The sequence below is a fragment of the Bacteroides sp. 3_1_23 genome, assembly GCF_000162555.1.
GTDB classification, from domain to species: domain Bacteria; phylum Bacteroidota; class Bacteroidia; order Bacteroidales; family Bacteroidaceae; genus Bacteroides; species Bacteroides ovatus.
The window spans coordinates 1,142,893-1,162,420 of the sequence record NZ_GG774949.1; the positions used below are offsets into that span (position 1 = coordinate 1,142,893).

The following is a 19,528-nucleotide window of genomic DNA, read 5'->3' on the forward strand; positions in this document are numbered from 1 at the left end:
TCAATCTATTAAAATGTTAGATAAAATTATCGAAATCATCATGACGATTCTGCCTTTTCTGGGCAGTAGCCGCAAGAAGCGCCAGATTATGGCGCAAGAAGTGAAAGAGTTCAGCGAACTAGTGAAAGACCAGTATACTTTTCTGATGCAGCAGTTGGAGAAAGTATTGAAGGATTATTTCGACCTTAGCTCGAAAGTGAAAGAGATGCACGCGGAGATTTTCTCGTTGAGAGGACAGTTGACGCAGGCTGCGGCTCTGCAGTGTAGCAGCAAGGAATGTGTGCAACGAGTACAGATGGTCGCTGAAACGGAGGGATGAATTTATGCGAACCATCAATTTGATTGTGATCCACTGTTCCGCCACAAGGGCGGACAGGGATTTTACGGAAGATGATTTGGAAGTGTGCCACCGTCGGCGTGGTTTCAACGGGACGGGTTATCATTTTTATATCCGTAAAAATGGAGATATAAAGACCACCCGTGAGATTGAACGAATCGGTGCGCACGCAAAAGGACACAACCAGAACAGTATTGGCATCTGTTATGAGGGTGGACTTGACTGCCATGGTCATCCCGCCGATACCCGTACCGAATGGCAAGTTCATTCAATGCACGTACTGATTCTTACGCTCTTACGCGATTATCCCGGCTGCCGGGTGTGCGGACATCGGGATTTGAGCCCCGATCTGAATGGAAACGGAGAGATTGAGTCCGAAGAATGGATTAAGGCATGTCCGTGTTTCGAGGTGAAAGCCGAGTGGAATGGTTAGATAAAATCACCTTCGCTACAACTATCTGTGGCGAAGGTGATTTCGTTAAAAAGGGTAGTTTTGACACATTCTCTTTTTGATTTAGTTATTGCTTTTTGGTATTTTACTTGGCAAGTTCTTTGTATATTTTCAGCAGCGATTCTGCCGTATTCCGCCATGAAAACAACTGGCTGCGTTGTATGCCATATTCCACTTGTTGCTGATAGAGTGTCTGGTCGTTTTCCAGTTGCAGTATTTTTTCAGTAATATCATTGGAGTTGAACGGATCTGCCAGTAAAGCCCCCTCGCCTGCAATTTCGGGCATGGCTGATGTGTTTCCCGCAATGATGGGCGTTCCGCAAGCCATTGCCTCCAGCATCGGGATGCCGAAACTCTCGCGAAGCGATGGATAAAGGAATGCGAATGCACCGCAATAGAGTGCCGCAAGATCAGTATTCGCAATGTATCCCGGAGCGTGGATATAACTCTTGATTTCTCTAATATTTTCTTCTTCCAATATCTGGTCGATAACATCTCCTTTGAGGTCGGCAATGAGCAATGGCAACTTTTGGGTGGATTGTTTCAGATAGTCGCTATATGCTTTCAGCACTCTGGGAGTGTTCTTCTTTGGGTCGGTGTTTCCCAGAAAAAATAGATAATTGTCTGCATCAATATATTTTCGGGTAATTTCCGGAGCTTTGGGTTGTATATGGAAATGACTGTTGAAACCGTTGTACACGGCTACTAATTGTTCTTCCGGCAGATGCAACACGTCAAGGATTCGTTCACGCTCAAACTGCGAGACGGTGATAATTTTCTCACAGTTGGCCAATACGCGTGGTACTACCATTCGTCGATAAAACCATCCCATTTCCTGATACCAGGTGAAGCTGGAAGAATGACGCTTTTCTAAATAAATAATGTCGTGTAGTGTTAGTATTAATGGTACGGGACATTGCAATGGGGCAGTATTGCTTGTGCAGTGCAATAAATCGGGCATGATTTTTTTTACTGCGCGTGGAAGAGCCACTTGTTCCCAAAGGGGGTAAGTGGGGCATTTTAGTTCGATAATATGCACATTTTCCGATTCTTCCAAGCATCTGTCTTCACCAGGAGCAACGAAAATGAAATATTCGTTCTCATGGTCTATTTTTTGCAATTCCCGGATAGTTTCAAGAGCAACGAAATCCATTCCGTGTTTATTAGTGCGGAAAATTCGTTGGGCTTCAATAGCGATTTTCATTGTTATTTTCTTGTTATGTTTGATTTTTATTTATGGTGTTCACCATGCTCCGTATGGATAAACTTTTTATTGGCTCCTTTCAATTTAAATAAGTTACCAATCATAGTAACAGCCAGCATAGGCATTTTGGTGATTGCTTTCCCTACCTGTTTGCTAAATAGTCTGCCGCCCGGTACGGGTAGCGTCATGGCCGCTACTTGTGCAGCCGACAATATCCACCATTTGATGGCTATCATCCATTCGTTGCTGCCATTGCATAGGCTCAATATAAGGCCGATAACGGTAAAGACAAAGGTCAAGCCGAATACTCCTGCCAACTGAATCAATCGTGGCGGAAGCATCCATTGGCATATCTTGTCGCAGTAATCGAAATTTCCTTGCAAAAATGCTTTGGGTAGGTGAGGCAGCGAAGCACGGAGTGCACCGAATTGTGCAGCTATCCAGCGTTTGCGCTGGTTGCTGATGGCCTCTTTCTTTTGCGTTTTCTCGTCGAACACAAGCAGGTCGGGCAGATAAACGGTATAGATGCGCTGTTGCAGGAGCATGGCTTCCAATTCTTTGTCTTCACCTGCTGTCTGGAGATATTTCACGTTCTGATGAAACCATTCTGCTTCGAATGCCATTCCCGAACCGGATAGCCCGGCAGAAAGTCCTACTGCGTTGTGTCCGCTGCGGAAGAATCCATTGTTTATTTCTTCGCTGGCGCTGTCGAGTACGGAAATGTCTGTGTTCAGATTCTTTCCTGTCCGGTGCGCCTGTACGGATTTTATGCCGCTGTCAAAAACACGGTTGATGGTAGACAGGAAATCGGGCGTGGTCATGTTGTCGGCATCCATGATGACTACAATGTCGTATGCATTTGTATCAATGGAATCCATGGCCATTGCCAGTGCTTTGGCTTTCGAACTTTCCTTGTAATTCGCCATCAACAGGCGGATGGGAAGGGCTGCCAGAGCGTCGTTTGTTTCCGGTCGCATCTGATCGGAAATGACTATGATCTCATAGAGTTCTTTCGGATAATCCTGTTCAAGAAAGCTCTGTATGGAAGCAACAATCACGCGGTCTTCCTTGTAGGCGGGAAAGAGCACGACGATGCGTCGGAGCGTACGTGCTTCGGGGTATTGGGGAGCCCGGTAAAACTTGGAGGCAATAGCGTATAGCAATAGGTAGCATACGCAAAATACCAGGGGAATGTAGAGAATCCAGTCAATAATGTTCATAGTATCTAGAGTTTTTTAAGTGTGCTATTGTTAGTATCTGATGAAGACATGAATAGCCCTGTGCAGACTCCATAATAGGTGGCACAAAACAGGTCGAAACGGCCTTTGAAAGCGAATGACAGACTGTTTTTGCCGGCTGCAATGGTGCTCTGGTAAAGTACGGACATCAATCGTTCCATGCCTTTCATATTACGGCGGGCATAGAGCAGGCGATTTCGTGTCAGGAAATAGGTGCGTAGTTTGCTTAGTTGACCGGTGCTTTGGCTTTCTTTATGAAAAACAGTGCAACGCGGCTCATACCATAGCTCGTAGCCGGCACGGGTCATACTTGTGCTCCAGTCGAGTTCTTCGTAATAAAGGAAGAAGATTTCCGGCATCATTCCGATTTTTTCGATCACTTCGCGTTTGATAATCATGGCTGCCCCGTGTAGATAGGGGGTAGGATGGGGGGTATCGTAACTTCCGTCATCGGGACAGTCGAAACCCAGCATATTGTTGCGCAATGTTATCTTTGTCAGCGGGGTAAATCCTGCAAACTGTATGTGTTGCGGCGGAAAGGCGAAACGTATTTTAGGAGACACGCCTCCGATTTCCGGACGACTTTCCAATCGTTCCACCAAGTAGGCGATTTCATCGGATTCGATATATGTATCGTTATTGATAAGGAAAATGTATTTGCCTTTTGCTGCACGGATGCCAATGTTGTTGCCACCGGAAAAACCTCCGTTCTCATTGCTGCGGATGCTGATAACCGTTGGGTATAATTCGTGTATTTTGGCTGCTTCATCTTCGCGTGAAGCATTGTCTACCACTATGATTTCATAGCTCACAGACTTCAGCTTTTTGTGCAGTGATTCTATCAGTTCACAGGTGTCTTTGAACCCGTTGTAACAGATGGTAATAAATGATATGTCGGGACTATTGTTTGTCATTCTTGTTCGTTGATTTCGTTATTAGATAGCTGCCGTTCTTTTTCTTTCGCTTTCTTCTTTTTTTCACTGATGCGCTTGTCGATATGTGGAGCTGCAAAACAGAGTGCAAAGCCTATGTATACGGGCAACTGGTTGGGATACTGCATAATGTCGTTGACATAAGTGGCGATAAAAAATCCGGCATCCATACAGAGCCATGCCGCGATAAGTCCACGCAGGCCTTTGTTGCGTACTTTAAACATGAGTATCCAGGAGCACCAGGCAAAGAGAATACCGTGTATGGAAAGGTAGAGTATCAGTCCCACAATTCCCGTTTCCACCCATACGCTGACTAGCCAGGAGTCGGGAGGGTAGGGCATCTGCTCTCGTGAATCGAAGTTACCGGCTTTAGAAAGCCCAATGCCGTAGCCTAACGGTTTCTTTGCCATCAACTCTTTCATTCTTTGCCGGTTTTCGACACGCACCTGGTAGGAAGCGTCTTCGGACGGATGGAAAGAGGAGCGCATCTTGTGGATATATTGGTTCCCGCTTCCGATATTGGTATAACTGAAGAACACGAAAACGCTGATGGATATGAATATACCTGCCAATAACGCTTTCCAATTTTTGGCAATGACGGTTATCATCAACATTCCTCCCATGATGACTCCCATAGCTGCACGGGTTCCCGAAATACCCATTCCGTAAAGTCCCTCGACGGCGATGCAGAGGAAGTAAATGCGTAGCCATTTGGACTCCACAAAGAAGGCGGAGATGGCAAAGACTACAGCGGACATGGCGGCATGTACTCCGTAGTTTGCTGCGTCGGAGAAGCAGGAAAAATAGCGGATACCCGACCAGATGATATGTGTACGCCATCCACCCAGCACGTGCAGGAAATAGAGGTCTTTGGAGCTGAAACCATAGTTTTTTTGCCAGTAACCTTTTATCGTAAAGACGAGGACGAATACCGACCAGATGATTAATAGCAGCTCGATGTCTTTTTTTGTGCGGACAACGAGCGGAACAACAAAGGCGCATATTAAAGGTATCAGCGCATAAGGTGTAAGGTTGATGTTCCATGCTGCCAGCACGTTGTTGGGATTAAGAATTTCGAGAAGATAGAAGCACAACCAGATTGTGAACATATAGGTCATGATGTTTTGACCTGCTTTCCTGTTGGTTTGTTCATCATTGTTAAGTTGTATCAAACAGATAGTAGTAAATAACAAGATAATTATCATAGAGAATAACCCTATCTTGATATTTACTAACATACCTGCTGCAACCAACACAAATTGTAAAGCAAACAGGATATGGAAAGTCACTATCTTATTATTCGTCATCGTCTTCTTCAGTCTCTTTCGCTTTTCTACTTAGATTGAATATGATTTTTTCTGTAAGTGACAATTGGCTGAAACGATAGCTGACTCTGCGTAATAAGGTATATGGCGGAAGTTGTCCGGTGAAATCTTCCACTGCCTCACGCTTGGCGTTGGTCAGGCACACACGGAACGGAACATCCGTTTTACCCATTTGTGTCGTGAGCTGTTCGCAAAGTTGTTTGTCGATGGTTTTCCATCCGCGGTCTGCCGGGCTGACCAAAATGTTGACATTAGCGTCGTGCAACAGTGCAGTCGGGATATTGCTTGACGACAATGGCGGATAGGCAACGATCAGTATGTCTTCTCCTTGCAGGGTATAAAAATCGGTAATGTTTTTTGCAAGCAGGTATTGAGTAGAATCTGTGTTAAAATCTTCTCCATACGTGATGAATCTCGTATTTAACATTCGGCTTTGCATATATCCGCAGATCAGATTTCCAACGATGTCCTCACCGGAGTTTTCGCTGGTACTGAACAGGTTGATGATAAATACTCCGGGGGATTTCCGCTTTGTCAGGAAGCGGAGTATGGAGTTGCTCAATTCTTTGATGGAGAGTTGGACGTAAGTTTTGGCTAGTCCGCCATAACGGGAAGAGGAGGGGCTGGGAACGGCTCCTATTACCTTAAATCCGGTCACTCGTTTGGTTCGGTTTGCATCACGCAACGTTCTGTCAAGAATCTCGATTAATAATAATAGAGCGATGATTATCAGAAAACTACCTATGCAGGCGGCAATGACAATCTGCTTGCGGTTGGTTGAATTGGATGCAATCGGATAGGTCGGTTCATTGAGCACTTTCAATGTAGCAGAAGTCATTTCCAGATTTTTCTTTCTTAACAGGGCTTCGTTGTAGCTTTGTAACACGGTCAGGTAACTGCGTTCCGTAAAGTTGATGGAACGTTCTTTTTGCTTGATGGTGGTACCCACAGGGGCAAAAAATACATAACGGTCGTTCAATTCCTGACGGGCATTTTGTACAATTAGTAGTTCGGCCTTAGCTTTTTCAAACAACAGGGTTTGTTCCAGCCATTGGTCGATGATATTGGTCCGGCTGGCACCTTCTTTGGTGTATTTATGACTTACGTAGGAAGTGGTTAAATCATTTAATTCTTGTTTAAGTTCGCTCAACCGTTTTTTGTCACCTGTCAGAGATCCGGTATCTTTTTGTTTGGAGTCGCTCATTGCTTCCACTTCCGAGATTTTGCTGGTGATATTGGATGCTTCTCTTAATTTGTCCACAAATTCCATATTCTTGAGCACTTGCTTGGCATTGCTGTCCATGTGCTTCTCCAGTTCTTCGAGCATCGACTTGGTACTGTTGTATGCAAAAAGTGCATCTTGTTCCCGCAGCTCGAATTCTTTACTGATGGCCGCGATTTCTTTGGTTTCGTCCAGATAGTTGATGATACGTTTTTCTACGTTGTACTTGGTCAGGTCGTCTTCCTCCGAGTTGAGTTTTTTGCCGATGCGTTTCAACTCTTCCTCAAAGTATTTGATGACTTTGTCTGTTTCTCCGTAGCGAATACGGCGGTATTCTTCCACAAATTCGTCCATCAGGATGCTTACCGTGTTGTAGGCTATGCCGGGATCGCCGGAAGTATAGCTGATGTCCAGCAAATCACTCGTGAGCCGGCGTTGCACTTTGATGTTTTTCAAAGCGTTGTAGCTATAGAAAGGGTGATTGTAGTAGAACATTTCATAGATGTAGTTACCTTTTTTCGGACGCATATATGCTTCCAGATTGGCAACTGTTTTATCTTCGCTCGATTTGTCGATCAGCTTTAATATTTCCGGTCCATGCGGACTGTTTTTTAAGTGGTTATAGGTGTAATTGTAGCTGGATGGGGTGACTCCGTCATTGTCATTGTCCGGATTTCCCTGGATAAGTACACGGGCAAATAATCGCAGGAATACTCTTTTCAGGGTGCTCTCGGCTTGCATGATACTTATCAGGTTGTCCATCGAATTTTGTACTGTCGCCCAGTCTGTGCGTTTATCGCTTTCCAAGTTGTATCCCGAGGCTACTCCGGTATAAAGTGTTGCTTTCACGTCGTATCCACCTTGCATGTGACGCGTATAGTAGAAGACGAGTAACGTGAAGATAGCGGTCCCTACCAGTATTAGCCAACGGTGGCGAAAGAGGGTCCGTATGATAGAAATGATGAAGTTCATATCTTAGTTTTTTTATTTTCTTATGATGGGAGTACGTGAAATAACCTCGAGTATCATTAAGCTCTTTGTCAATTCAAACTTGCTATTCTCATATGCCTCACGTGCAGTTGACTGCCTTTCTTTATCTACGGCCAAGTCGGAAGATTCTATGGTTCCGTTGGCAAAATTCTTTTCAGAAATTTCATATTGCACATTAGCAAGTACCAAACTTTCACTTCTCATTTTAAGTACTCTTATCTGTGAGGTAGCCATCGCATACATCTCAATAATATTCTTCTTGATTTCGTCGTACTTCACTTCCCGTTCCAATTCTGCACTGCGTAATGTGAGCCTTTGCCGGCTGATTTTACCCTTGAGGTCGAATAGGTCGTCTAAGGGGATGCTTAGACCGGCACCTACTGTGTAGCCATTTTGTGCCTGGGTGGAGTAGGTGAGGTATGGGGCGAGTGCCACGTCCGTATAGGTGGACTCATTGCCGAACATTCCGTATTGATAGCTTCCCCGTAGACTGAAGAAACCCAGAAATGACCATTTCTCTTTTTGGAGTAATTTGCGCTCGATTCTCGCCTTTACGTCCGCCATCTCATAAATGGGGCTGTTCTTGGCATTTTCGAATAAAACGGATAGAGGGGGAAGTACTATTTTAGTATAATCTTCTTCACTTAGTTGAGAATAGTCAGACACTTCTTGTGCAACTACACGAGTGGTAGAGACGAACAGAAGTAATAACCCCGAAAAAAAACATATAAATTGCTTCATAAAAAAATCCTATTATTTGCTCTTGCTGTGTTATAGCTTGCGCAAATATAAGGATTAATTTCATTTATGTGCAGTCTTTTATTATCTATTTTACAATCTTTCTTGTAATTTGTGCACAATTTGTCGCGTAAATGGCGTCAAAAGGCTTCTGTCATGTTAAAGTAGAACAAATTCTGCTTGTTCACCATGTCTCTGCCGAAGTCAAGGCGTACATTCATACGGGGTTGAACTTCAACGCGTAACCCTAATCCGAGGTTGGGAAGCACACCTTCTATCTTGCCTGGAGTGGGTCCCATGAATCCGCATCCTCCCCAGGCTACATATCCTATATGACTTAACATCTTTTTTACCCAAGTGCTTTTGTCCGTATTTATCATCTGGCGGTATTCGGCCATCATGACATGCGAGGACTTGTCGCGAAACTGCCCCATGTAGTAACCGCGAAGATCGAAGGGGGTTCCGCTAAGTACATATTTTGTTAGGGGTACATCTCCGAATGCGTTTTTGCTTTGCACTGTCCAGGCTATCACTTTGCGGCGTCCTACTGTTTTGTATTGGCGGTAGTCGATTTCCAAACGGTAAAAGTTATTATCGCTGCCGAATACCTTGTTATACATCATTCCCCGAAAGTCGAGGTAGGTTCCGCTATATGCATTTGCAGGAATATCACGTGTGTCATACGTCAGCAGGAAACCAAGTCCGGAACTGAAATTTTTGTATCCGTGTTCTGTTCCTCCTGCCGCTATATATGAGGGCTCATTAACCATTCCGGCAGCCGGTTTGGTAATTTTATCATAGTTCAAATCGACTTGAGGACCTGCAAAAATATTGCTTTCTCCCAGACGGAACAGGAACCAGGGGTTTACTTGGATGCCGCTATAACGGTATTCACTGGTATCTTCTCCACGTTCATAATCTTTATTAGTGGAATATCCGATGCCATAAAAATTTTCGATTGTATTTTTATATGAGAAAGTTCCGAAGATACGGAAGCGGTCGCCTTTAAAAAAGAGCTGTGGTTTTGTCATCAGGTTCAAGCCGCCTTTGAACATCAAGGCAATGGCCATCGGCACTACCGAACGTCGTTGGGTGGTATCACTCGGATTCATCCGGAATGTCATCAGTGCGCTACCGCCCACCAGTAAACCAAAATCCGGCGTATAACTGGGACCACCCAATATGTTATAGTGTAAATTCCGGTTTGCCACGCGCTGGCGACGCAGCTCGCGCTTTGAAAGGACAGGAATGGTATCTGACGGGATGTCTTCAATATCTGTAGGAGTAGTATCACTGATAGAAGTTGTAGACCTTTGCAGTTCATCGCTCTTTACTGCCGTACTATCAGCCGCGGCTGACATCATATTGATGGATGGAAGCATCATCAATATTCCTATTATATATTTCTTCATAATTTCTCTGTGAGGAATTCGACTGCAAAGAAAACTCTTTTATTTTGATTAGTTTTGAAGTTCTTAGATAATAAATCTAAAAAAGAATCGTATTTTTGCGGAATATGATGTTTTTCGATATGCTGATAAATAAAATCGCATGATTTAATCTCATACATTTAAACCGTATTTATTAGTGTATCATGATCCGTCAGCCTATTAATTAATTACTTATATCAATGAATAAACAGATTTTATCAATATTTGTTTTATGTGCTTTTTCTTATTCTACACAAGCGCAAGAAGTGAAAGGAGGCATCAGCGACTCCATGATGCAACAAATCAAGCAGAGTTACGCAAACACTCCTACCGACAAGGCTATCCGCAATGCTATCGGTAGCAACGACATTCGTAAACTGGCTCTCAATCAGGATAACCTGAAAGGGATGGACACACATTTCTCCATCAAAGTGCCTTCCAAAGGTATCACCGATCAGAAATCTTCCGGCCGTTGCTGGCTTTTTACAGGTTTGAATGTGATGCGTGCCAAAGCGATCGCCAAGCATAACCTCGGTTCCTTCGAATTTTCGCAAACTTATCCTTTCTTCTTCGATCAACTGGAGAAAGCTAATCTCTTTCTGCAAGGTATTATCGACACCAGCAGTAAGCCGATGGATGATAAAATGGTGGAATGGCTCTTCCGCAATCCTTTGAGTGACGGTGGAACATTTACCGGTGTAGCCGATATTGTCAGTAAATACGGGCTTGTTCCCAAAGATGTGATGCCGGAAACCAACAGTAGTGAAAATACCTCCCGTATGGCAGGTCTGATCGCCCTGAAACTTCGTGAACAGGGGCTTCAACTCCGTGATCTCGCTGCGCAAGGTACCAAGCCTGCTGCCCTTGAGAAAACAAAAACAGAGATGTTGAGCACCATCTACCGCATGTTAGTGTTGAATCTCGGTGTTCCTCCTACTGAATTTACCTGGACTGAATATAACGCTAAGGGTGAGCCTGTGTCTACGGAAACTTACACTCCGCTTTCTTTCCTGAAAAAGTATGGTGACGAAAAACTGATTGATAATTATGTCATGTTAATGAACGATCCGAGCCGTGAATATTATAAGTGTTATGAGATAGACTACGATCGCCACCGTTACGACGGCAAAAACTGGACGTATGTCAATCTTCCCATCGAGGATATCAAAGAAATGGCTATTTCTTCTCTCAAGGATAGCACGATGATGTATTTCTCTTGCGATGTGGGTAAGTTCCTAAACTCTGACCGTGGTCTGCTGGATGTCAAAAACTACGACTACGAATCTCTTATGGGTACTTCTTTTGGCATGAACAAGAAGCAACGTATCCAAAGTTTTGCTAGTGGCTCCAGTCACGCCATGACTCTTATGGCCGTCGATCTTGACAAAAATGGAAAACCGACGAAATGGATGGTTGAAAATAGTTGGGGCCCTGCTGCCGGTTATCAGGGTTATCTCATCATGACGGATGATTGGTTTAACGAATATATGTTCCGTCTAGTAGTAGAAACGAAATATGCATCGAAAAAAGCTCTCGAGGTGTTGAAACAGAAGCCTATCCGACTTCCTGCTTGGGATCCTATGTTTGCTGAATAGTTCTTTTTCTTTGCTTCTGTCTTTTGTTCCGGAACAAAAGATAAAAGATTACGTGCACGAACACGAAAGGAATTACGGATATTTTTCCGTAATTCCTTTCTTTTTTCCTCCCGAATCCCAATCTTATTTATTACTTTTGCGGCAAATTTATGAAACCATTATTTTATCTAGCATGGCAAATGTAATAAAGTTACGTAAAGGCCTTGACATAAACCTGAAAGGTAAAGCTGCTGAAACGTACGCAACAGTAAAAGAACCGGGGTTCTACGCACTCGTACCCGATGACTTTCCTGGAGTGACGCCTAAGGTAGTCGTGAAAGAGCAGGAATATGTAATGGCTGGTGGACCCTTGTTTATCGACAAGTATCATCCTGAAGTGAAATTTGTTTCGCCGGTGAGCGGCGTGGTGACGAGTGTTGAACGTGGTGCTCGTCGTAAGGTGTTGAACATCGTTGTGGAAGCTGCTGCAGAGCAGGACTATGAAGATTTTGGGAAGAAGAATGTTGCTTCGATGGATGCTGAAGCTGTGAAAACCGCTTTGTTGGAAGCCGGACTTTTCGCGTTTATCAAACAGCGCCCTTATGACATCATTGCTGACCCGACGGTCACTCCGAAAGGAATCTTTGTATCCGCATTCGACACTAATCCGTTAGCTCCGGATTTCGAGTTCGCCCTCAAAGGTGAAGAAACAAACTTCCAGACAGGACTTGATGTTCTTGCCAAACTGGCAAAAACCTACCTGAATATCAGTGTGAAACAGAACGCTGCTGCACTGACACAGGCTAAGAACGTTACAATCACCGCTTTCGACGGACCGAACCCTGCTGGTAATGTAGGTGTTCAAATCAACCATCTCGACCCTGTATCCAAGGGAGAAACGGTATGGACCATTGATCCGCAAGCCGTAATCTTCATCGGTCGCCTTTTCAATACAGGCCATGTAGATTTCACCCGTACAGTAGCTGTGACAGGTTCCGAAGTGTTGAAACCTGCATACTGCAAACTCCAGGTAGGCGCATTGCTCACCAACGTGTTTGCCGGCAATGTAACAAAAGACAAAGACTTACGCTATATCAGCGGTAACGTACTGACAGGAAAGCAAGTTTCTCCGAACGGATTCTTGGGCGCATTCCACAGCCAACTGACTGTTATCCCCGAAGGTGACGACATTCACGAAATGCTCGGATGGATCATGCCGCGCTTCAACCAGTTCAGTGCCAACCATTCTTATTTCAGCTGGTTGATGGGTAAGAAGGAATATACGTTGGATGCCCGCATCAAAGGTGGCGAACGTCACATGATTATGTCGGGTGAATACGATAGGGTATTCCCGATGGATATCCTGCCCGAATATCTGATTAAAGCAATCATCGCCGGTGACATCGACCGTATGGAAGCACTTGGCATCTATGAAGTGGCTCCTGAAGATTTCGCTCTTTGCGAATTCGTCTGCTCTTCGAAGATGGAACTGCAACGCATTGTTCGTGCCGGACTTGATATGCTCCGTTCGGAAATGGCATAGGAGAATTAAAAAAGTAAAAAGTAAAAATTAAAAATGATAGTTGAGACTTTATGAAATTGTCTTCTGGTAAACACAGCGTAGCCTTTTCTCGATTCTCAATTTTCAATTCTCAATTTAATAAATGAAAGCGTTAAGAAATTATCTCGATAAGATAAAGCCGAACTTTGAAGAGGGCGGCAAATTCCACGCATTCCAGTCGGTGTTTGACGGCTTCGAAACATTCCTGTTTGTGCCCAACAAGACTGCGAAAACGGGAACGCACATACATGACGCAATTGATAGCAAGCGCATCATGTCGATTGTGGTTATTTCGTTGGTACCGGCTTTGCTGTTCGGTATGTATAACGTAGGTTACCAGCATTTCACTCACACGGGTGCTAGTGGTAGCTTTATCGAAATGTTTGCATACGGATTCCTGGCAGTACTGCCTAAAATTATCGTATCTTATGTAGTAGGTTTGGGTATTGAGTTCGTGGTAGCTCAATGGAAGAAAGAAGAAATACAGGAGGGGTTCCTCGTTTCCGGTATCTTGATCCCGATGATCGTTCCGGTAGACTGTCCGCTGTGGATTCTTGCCGTAGCTACTGCATTCTCTGTTATCTTCGCAAAAGAAGTATTCGGTGGTACAGGTATGAACGTATTCAACGTTGCGTTGATTACTCGTGCATTCTTGTTCTTCGCATATCCGACTAAGATGTCCGGTGACGCCGTTTGGGTGTCAGGCGACAGCATTTTCGGTCTGGGACAAAGCGTAGACGGACTTACCGTTGCTACTCCACTGGGACAAGCTGCTACATCTGGTAGTGTTCCTGCATTCAACATGGATATGATTACAGGTCTGATTCCGGGTTCGATCGGTGAAACCAGTGTAATTGCTATCCTGATTGGTGCGGTTATCCTGCTTTGGACAGGCGTTGCTAGCTGGAAGACAATGATTTCCGTGTTTGTCGGTGGTGCATTTATGGCATGGGTATTCAACTCAATCGGCATGGAAAACAATACAATGGCTCAAATGCCTTGGTACGAACACCTCGTTCTCGGTGGTTTCTGTTTCGGTGCCGTATTTATGGCTACTGACCCTGTGACTTCCGCACGTACGGAAAGAGGTAAATATATCTTCGGATTCCTGATCGGTGTGATGGCTATCGTTATCCGCGTACTGAATCCGGGTTATCCGGAAGGTATGATGCTTGCCATCCTACTGATGAACATCTTCGCTCCGCTGATCGACTACTGTGTAGTGCAGGGTAACATCAGCCGTCGCGAAAAACGCGCTATCAAGTCTAACCAATAAATACCGAAAGAAAATGAATACGAATAGTAATAGTTATACTATCATTTATGCTTCGGTAATGGTTATTATCGTAGCATTCCTGCTGGCATTCGTTAGTTCTTCATTGAAATCTACACAAGATAAGAATGTGCAGTTGGACACTAAGAAACAGATTCTCGCTGCACTGAACATTAAAAATGTGGAGGATGCGGATGCTGAATATAAGAAATATGTGAAAGGGGACATGCTGATGAACGTAGACGGTACGCTGACCGAAAATACGGGCGAATTTGCTACCAACTACGAGAAAGAAGCAAAAGAACAACAACGTCTGCACGTGTTTGTATGCGAAGTGGACGGTCAGACTAAATATGTAGTTCCTGTTTACGGTGCCGGTCTTTGGGGCGCTATCTGGGGATACGTTGCACTGAACGAAGATAAAGATACCGTTTACGGTACTTACTTCTCACACGCTAGTGAAACTCCGGGTCTGGGTGCTGAAATTGCAACCGAACATTTCCAAAACGAATTTGTAGGTAAGAAGACTTTGGAAAATGGAGCTATCACTTTGGGAGTCGTAAAAAATGGCAAGGTAGAGAAACCTGATTACCAAGTGGATGGTATCTCCGGTGGTACAATCACTTCAGTAGGTGTAGATGCCATGTTGAAGTCTTGCCTGAATAGTTACTTGAGTTTTTTAACTAAATAATAAGGAGGAGAAAGATAGAATATGGGACAACTGTTTTCAAAGAAAAATAAAGAAGTATTCTCTGCTCCGCTGGGAATTGATAATCCGGTAACCGTACAGGTGCTCGGTATCTGTTCTGCACTTGCTGTTACCGCAAAGCTGGAGCCTGCCATCGTGATGGGACTTTCAGTAACGGTGATTACTGCATTTGCCAACGTTGTTATTTCACTGTTGCGTAAGACGATTCCTAACCGCATCCGCATCATCGTCCAGTTGGTTGTGGTAGCTGCTTTGGTAACTATCGTAAGTGAAATCCTGAAAGCGTTTGCTTACGACGTAAGCGTACAGCTCTCTGTTTATGTAGGTTTGATTATCACCAACTGTATCTTGATGGGACGTCTGGAAGCATTTGCCATGCAGAACGGTCCTTGGGAGTCTTTCTTGGATGGTGTAGGTAATGGTTTAGGCTATGCTAAGATTTTGATTATCGTTGCTTTCTTCCGCGAATTGTTTGGTTCGGGAACATTGCTTGGTTTCAATATCCTGAATTATGAACCGATTCAAAATATCGGATACGTAAACAACGGCTTGATGTTGATGCCGCCGATGGCATTGATTATCGTAGCATGCATTATCTGGTATCAACGTGCACGTCATAAAGAATTGCAAGAACAAAGTAATTAATTATTTCTGATTTCTGAATTATGATTTATGTCTAGCTTTATAGTCATAGTCGCATGATAAGTCTGCTGAATCATAAATCATAAATTATAAATCATAAATCATAAATCATAAATCAAAAAGAATTATGGAACATTTATTAAGTTTATTCGTCCGCTCTATCTTTGTGGACAACATGATATTCGCATTCTTCTTGGGTATGTGTTCATACCTGGCTGTTTCGAAGAATGTGAAGACTGCCGTAGGACTGGGTATCGCCGTGACTTTCGTGTTGCTGGTGACGCTTCCGGTCAACTACCTGTTGCAAACTAAGGTGCTGGCTGCCAATGCTATCATTGAAGGTGTCGACCTTAGCTTCTTGAGTTTTATTCTTTTCATTGCCGTAATTGCCGGTATCGTGCAATTGGTGGAGATGGTGGTAGAACGCTTCACTCCGTCACTGTACGCTTCGTTGGGTATCTTCCTGCCGTTGATTGCCGTTAACTGTGCGATCATGGGTGCCTCTCTGTTTATGCAACAACGTATTAACGTTGGTCCGAGTGATCCGAAATACATTGGTGATATTTGGGATGCCCTCTCTTATGCATTGGGTTCCGGTATCGGTTGGTTGCTGGCTATCGTAGGTCTGGCTGCTATCCGCGAGAAAATGGCTTACTCTGACGTACCTGCTCCATTGAAGGGCTTGGGTATCACATTTATCACAGTAGGTCTGATGGCAATCGCGTTTATGTGTTTCTCTGGTTTGAACATCTAAAAAGAAAGGAATAAGACAATGGATATGAATTTAATATTAGCGAGCATTGGGGTATTCCTTGTGGTTATTCTGTTGCTTGTTGTAATCTTGTTGGTTGCCAAGAATTTCCTGGTACCATCAGGAAACGTAAAACTGACAATCAACGGCGAAAAGGAATTGGAAGTGGCTTCCGGTTCTACTTTGTTGAATACGCTGTCTGTAAATGGGATATTCCTGTCATCTGCTTGTGGTGGTAAGGGATCTTGCGGACAGTGCAAATGCCAAGTACTCGAAGGAGGCGGCGAAATCCTGCCTTCTGAGGTTCCTCACTTCAGTCGCAAACAGCAGCAAGACCACTGGCGTCTGGGTTGTCAGGTGAAAGTGAAAGGCGATATGTCAATCAAGATTGACGAATCTGTACTTGGTGTGAAAGAGTGGGAGTGTGAAGTAATCTCCAACAAGAATGTAGCTACATTTATCAAAGAGTTCATCGTTGCTCTGCCTAAAGGCGAACACATGGACTTTATCCCGGGTTCTTATGCGCAGATTAAGATTCCTAAATTTTCAATGGACTATGATAAGGACATTGATAAGAGCTTGATTGGTGACGAATATCTTCCTGCATGGGAGAAATTCGGTTTGTTAGGTTTGAAATGTAAGAACGACGAGGAAACAATTCGTGCTTACTCTATGGCCAACTATCCTGCCGAAGGTGACCGTATCATGTTGACAGTACGTATCGCTACTCCGCCGTTCAAACCGAAAGAACAAGGTCCTGGATTTATGGACGTAATGCCGGGTATCGCTTCTTCTTATATCTTTACTCTGAAACCGGGTGACAAGGTAATAATGAGCGGTCCTTACGGAGACTTCCACCCAATCTTCGATTCTAAGAAGGAAATGATGTGGATTGGTGGTGGTGCGGGTATGGCTCCGTTGCGTGCGCAAATCATGCACTTGACCAAGACATTGCATACTACTGACCGTAAGATGTCTTACTTCTACGGTGCCCGTGCGCTGAACGAAGTGTTCTATCTGGAAGATTTCCTGCAAATCGAAAAGGACTTCCCGAATTTCACTTTCCATTTGGCTCTCGACCGTCCGGACCCTGCTGCTGATGCTGCAGGCGTGAAGTACACTCCGGGATTCGTTCACAACGTAATTTACGAAACTTACCTGAAGAATCACGAAGCTCCTGAAGATATTGAATACTATATGTGTGGTCCTGGTCCGATGTCGAAAGCTGTAGAGAAGATGCTCGACGATCTTGGCGTTCCGGCACAGAACCTGATGTTCGACAACTTCGGAGGATAATTCGCAGAAGAGAACAAACCGGTCGGAACAATGACCGGAAAGGTTACATAAACACAGAGCGGGAAATCTGAAAAGCAGTAATGCTTCTTCGATTTCCCGCTTCTTTTTGGTATTATCTCATAATGTCTTTCCGTTATGGTTTGTATCTATTTTATGTCTGTTTTAAAGATAGTTCTCCTTTTTTATCCGTACTTATCTATTATATTCGTATATTTGGCTACACAATAGAATTATTAAAGTACAATAGGTTATGGAATATCATCGTATATCTTTTATTCACAATGATACAGAGTATTCATTTATCAAAGCTATGAGTTCAAGTTTAACGGGATATGCCTTGGTGACAGCTTGTAGGGCAGAAGTAACCATTTACATGAAAGAGAATAATCTGAAAGGTTATTATATATTGACCGGCATGGCTAAAGTTTGATTGTATTTTTATCTCCGTACTCTTTCCTTTTTGTATCTTTGCCCCCATGTTAGAGAAAAATGAAATTATACAGTCGGCTCTCCGCAATTTGAAGATTGAGGAGCTGAATCCGATGCAGGAAGCATCACTTGAACAAGCTACCGGAAGAAAAGACGTTATACTGTTGTCACCGACAGGATCGGGCAAGACATTGGCCTATCTGTTACCTTTACTCCTTACTCTAAAACCGAACGATGACAGCGTGCAGGTTTTGATTCTCGTTCCTTCGCGTGAGCTGGCCTTACAGATAGATTCTGTATTCAAAGCAATGGGGACATCCTGGAAAACCTGCTGTTGTTACGGTGGACATCCTATCGCCGAAGAAAAGAAAAGTATATTGGGCAATCATCCTGCTATCATCATTGGTACTCCGGGACGTATCACCGACCATTTGTCGAAAGGCAATTTTAACCCTGAAACCATTGAAACTTTAATTATCGACGAGTTCGACAAATCGTTGGAGTTTGGTTTCCACGATGAAATGGCAGAGATTATCACCCAGCTTCCGGGATTAAAAAAACGTATGTTGCTTTCAGCTACCGATGCGGCAGAGATTCCCGAATTTACAGGATTGAACCGCACAGTTAAGTTGAACTTCCTTTCGGACGATTCTGAAGAACAAGAGTCGCGCTTGAAATTGATGGAGGTGCTTTCGCCTTCCAAAGATAAGATTGATACTTTATATAACCTGCTTTGTACATTGGGGAGCGCTTCGAGCATCGTGTTTTGTAATCATCGGGATGCGGTGGACCGTGTACATCAGTTATTGGCGGATAAAAAACTACTCGCAGAACGTTTTCATGGTGGTATGGAACAGCCGGACCGTGAACGTGCGCTTTACAAGTTCCGTAATGGCAGTTGTCATGTATTGATTTCTACCGATCTGGCTGCCCGTGGACTGGATATTCCGGAAGTCGGACATATCATCCATTATCATTTGCCGGTCAATGAAGAAGCCTTTACGCACCGCAACGGACGAACAGCACGTTGGGATGCGACCGGAACGTCTTATCTGATTCTTCATGCCGAAGAGAAACTTCCTTCTTATATTCTGGAAGAAATGGAGATAGTAGTGTTGCCTGAAAACCCTCCCCGGCCTCCGAAATCGGTCTGGGCTACCATTTATATAGGTAAAGGAAAAAAGGAGAAACTTAGCCGGATAGATATTGCCGGATTCTTATATAAAAAAGGAAATCTGACCCGCGAAGATGTCGGAGCGATTGACGTCAAAGAACATTATGCTTTTGTCGCTGTTCGCCAGGCTAAGGTGAAGCAACTCTTGAATCTGATTCAGGGGGAGAAAATCAAAGGAATGAAGACTATTATAGAAGAAGCGAAGTAAAGATCTTTTCTGTAAGATACCTTACTTGACATCTATGGATAACA

General features: G+C 44.0%; 18 protein-coding genes. 11 read left to right on the plus strand and 7 right to left on the minus strand.

The features are described 5' to 3' along the window. Positions 1–13: 13 nt before the first annotated feature. Complete coding sequence (locus HMPREF9010_RS19960; protein ID WP_008647257.1) at positions 14–319, plus strand: hypothetical protein; 306 nt, start codon at positions 14–16, stop codon at positions 317–319. Between the two features lie 4 nt (positions 320–323). Further along, positions 324–770 carry an N-acetylmuramoyl-L-alanine amidase gene (locus HMPREF9010_RS19955; protein WP_008647260.1) on the plus strand — a complete coding sequence of 149 codons (447 nt, stop codon included), beginning with the start codon at positions 324–326 and terminating at the stop codon, positions 768–770. Positions 771–873: 103 nt separating this feature from the next. Here the strand turns inward: HMPREF9010_RS19955 and HMPREF9010_RS19950 are convergent, their stop codons facing one another. The 7 genes from HMPREF9010_RS19950 to HMPREF9010_RS19920 form a co-directional block, all read right to left on the minus strand. Further along, a complete protein-coding gene (locus tag HMPREF9010_RS19950) occupies positions 874–1,992 on the minus strand; it encodes a glycosyltransferase family 4 protein (RefSeq protein ID WP_008647262.1) in 1,119 nt (372 codons plus the stop codon). Between the two features lie 26 nt (positions 1,993–2,018). Next, the gene (locus HMPREF9010_RS19945; protein ID WP_008647264.1) at positions 2,019–3,212 is read right to left on the minus strand and encodes a glycosyltransferase; all 1,194 of its coding nucleotides are present in this window, start codon (positions 3,210–3,212) and stop codon (positions 2,019–2,021) included. Positions 3,213–3,217: 5 nt separating this feature from the next. Next, entirely contained in the window at positions 3,218–4,144 is a 927-nt protein-coding gene (locus tag HMPREF9010_RS19940) for a glycosyltransferase family 2 protein (protein ID WP_008647266.1), read from the minus strand. After that, positions 4,141–5,469, minus strand: a complete 1,329-nt coding sequence (locus HMPREF9010_RS19935) for an O-antigen ligase family protein (RefSeq protein WP_008647272.1) — start codon at positions 5,467–5,469, stop codon at positions 4,141–4,143. The genes HMPREF9010_RS19940 and HMPREF9010_RS19935 overlap by 4 nt, the downstream gene beginning before the upstream one ends. Beyond that, on the minus strand, positions 5,459–7,681 hold the full coding sequence (locus HMPREF9010_RS19930) for a GumC family protein (RefSeq protein ID WP_004326955.1): 2,223 nt from the start codon (positions 7,679–7,681) through the stop codon (positions 5,459–5,461). The genes HMPREF9010_RS19935 and HMPREF9010_RS19930 overlap by 11 nt, the downstream gene beginning before the upstream one ends. A gap of 12 nt (positions 7,682–7,693) precedes the next feature. Further along, positions 7,694–8,440: a TolC family protein gene (locus tag HMPREF9010_RS19925; RefSeq protein WP_004300382.1), complete on the minus strand. Its 747-nt coding sequence runs from the start codon at positions 8,438–8,440 to the stop codon at positions 7,694–7,696. 137 nt (positions 8,441–8,577) lie between these two features. Further along, entirely contained in the window at positions 8,578–9,849 is a 1,272-nt protein-coding gene (locus HMPREF9010_RS19920; protein ID WP_004300383.1) for a BamA/TamA family outer membrane protein, read from the minus strand. A 218-nt stretch (positions 9,850–10,067) separates the two neighbouring features. On the opposite strand from HMPREF9010_RS19920, the gene HMPREF9010_RS19915 reads away from it, so the two are divergent. The 9 genes from HMPREF9010_RS19915 to HMPREF9010_RS19875 all read left to right on the plus strand — a co-directional run bounded on the left by HMPREF9010_RS19915 (position 10,068) and on the right by HMPREF9010_RS19875 (position 19,484). Further along, the gene (locus HMPREF9010_RS19915; RefSeq protein WP_008647276.1) at positions 10,068–11,462 is read left to right on the plus strand and encodes a C1 family peptidase; all 1,395 of its coding nucleotides are present in this window, start codon (positions 10,068–10,070) and stop codon (positions 11,460–11,462) included. A gap of 172 nt (positions 11,463–11,634) precedes the next feature. After that, positions 11,635–12,984, plus strand: a complete 1,350-nt coding sequence (locus HMPREF9010_RS19910; RefSeq protein WP_008647277.1) for a Na(+)-translocating NADH-quinone reductase subunit A — start codon at positions 11,635–11,637, stop codon at positions 12,982–12,984. Between the two features lie 121 nt (positions 12,985–13,105). Then, positions 13,106–14,278, plus strand: coding sequence for an NADH:ubiquinone reductase (Na(+)-transporting) subunit B (locus HMPREF9010_RS19905; RefSeq protein ID WP_008647278.1), 1,173 nt, complete (start codon positions 13,106–13,108; stop codon positions 14,276–14,278). 13 nt (positions 14,279–14,291) lie between these two features. Continuing rightward, entirely contained in the window at positions 14,292–14,966 is a 675-nt protein-coding gene (locus HMPREF9010_RS19900; protein ID WP_004306320.1) for a Na(+)-translocating NADH-quinone reductase subunit C, read from the plus strand. A gap of 21 nt (positions 14,967–14,987) precedes the next feature. Beyond that, positions 14,988–15,629, plus strand: a complete 642-nt coding sequence (locus tag HMPREF9010_RS19895) for an NADH:ubiquinone reductase (Na(+)-transporting) subunit D (RefSeq protein WP_004300389.1) — start codon at positions 14,988–14,990, stop codon at positions 15,627–15,629. Between the two features lie 124 nt (positions 15,630–15,753). Next, on the plus strand, positions 15,754–16,380 hold the full coding sequence (gene nqrE / locus HMPREF9010_RS19890) for an NADH:ubiquinone reductase (Na(+)-transporting) subunit E (protein WP_004306319.1): 627 nt from the start codon (positions 15,754–15,756) through the stop codon (positions 16,378–16,380). Positions 16,381–16,398: 18 nt separating this feature from the next. Then, entirely contained in the window at positions 16,399–17,673 is a 1,275-nt protein-coding gene (nqrF, locus tag HMPREF9010_RS19885) for an NADH:ubiquinone reductase (Na(+)-transporting) subunit F (RefSeq protein WP_008022130.1), read from the plus strand. A gap of 250 nt (positions 17,674–17,923) precedes the next feature. Next, on the plus strand, positions 17,924–18,103 hold the full coding sequence (locus tag HMPREF9010_RS19880) for a hypothetical protein (protein WP_004300393.1): 180 nt from the start codon (positions 17,924–17,926) through the stop codon (positions 18,101–18,103). Between the two features lie 46 nt (positions 18,104–18,149). Continuing rightward, positions 18,150–19,484: a DEAD/DEAH box helicase gene (locus tag HMPREF9010_RS19875; RefSeq protein ID WP_008647280.1), complete on the plus strand. Its 1,335-nt coding sequence runs from the start codon at positions 18,150–18,152 to the stop codon at positions 19,482–19,484. The last annotated feature ends 44 nt before the right edge of the window (positions 19,485–19,528 follow it).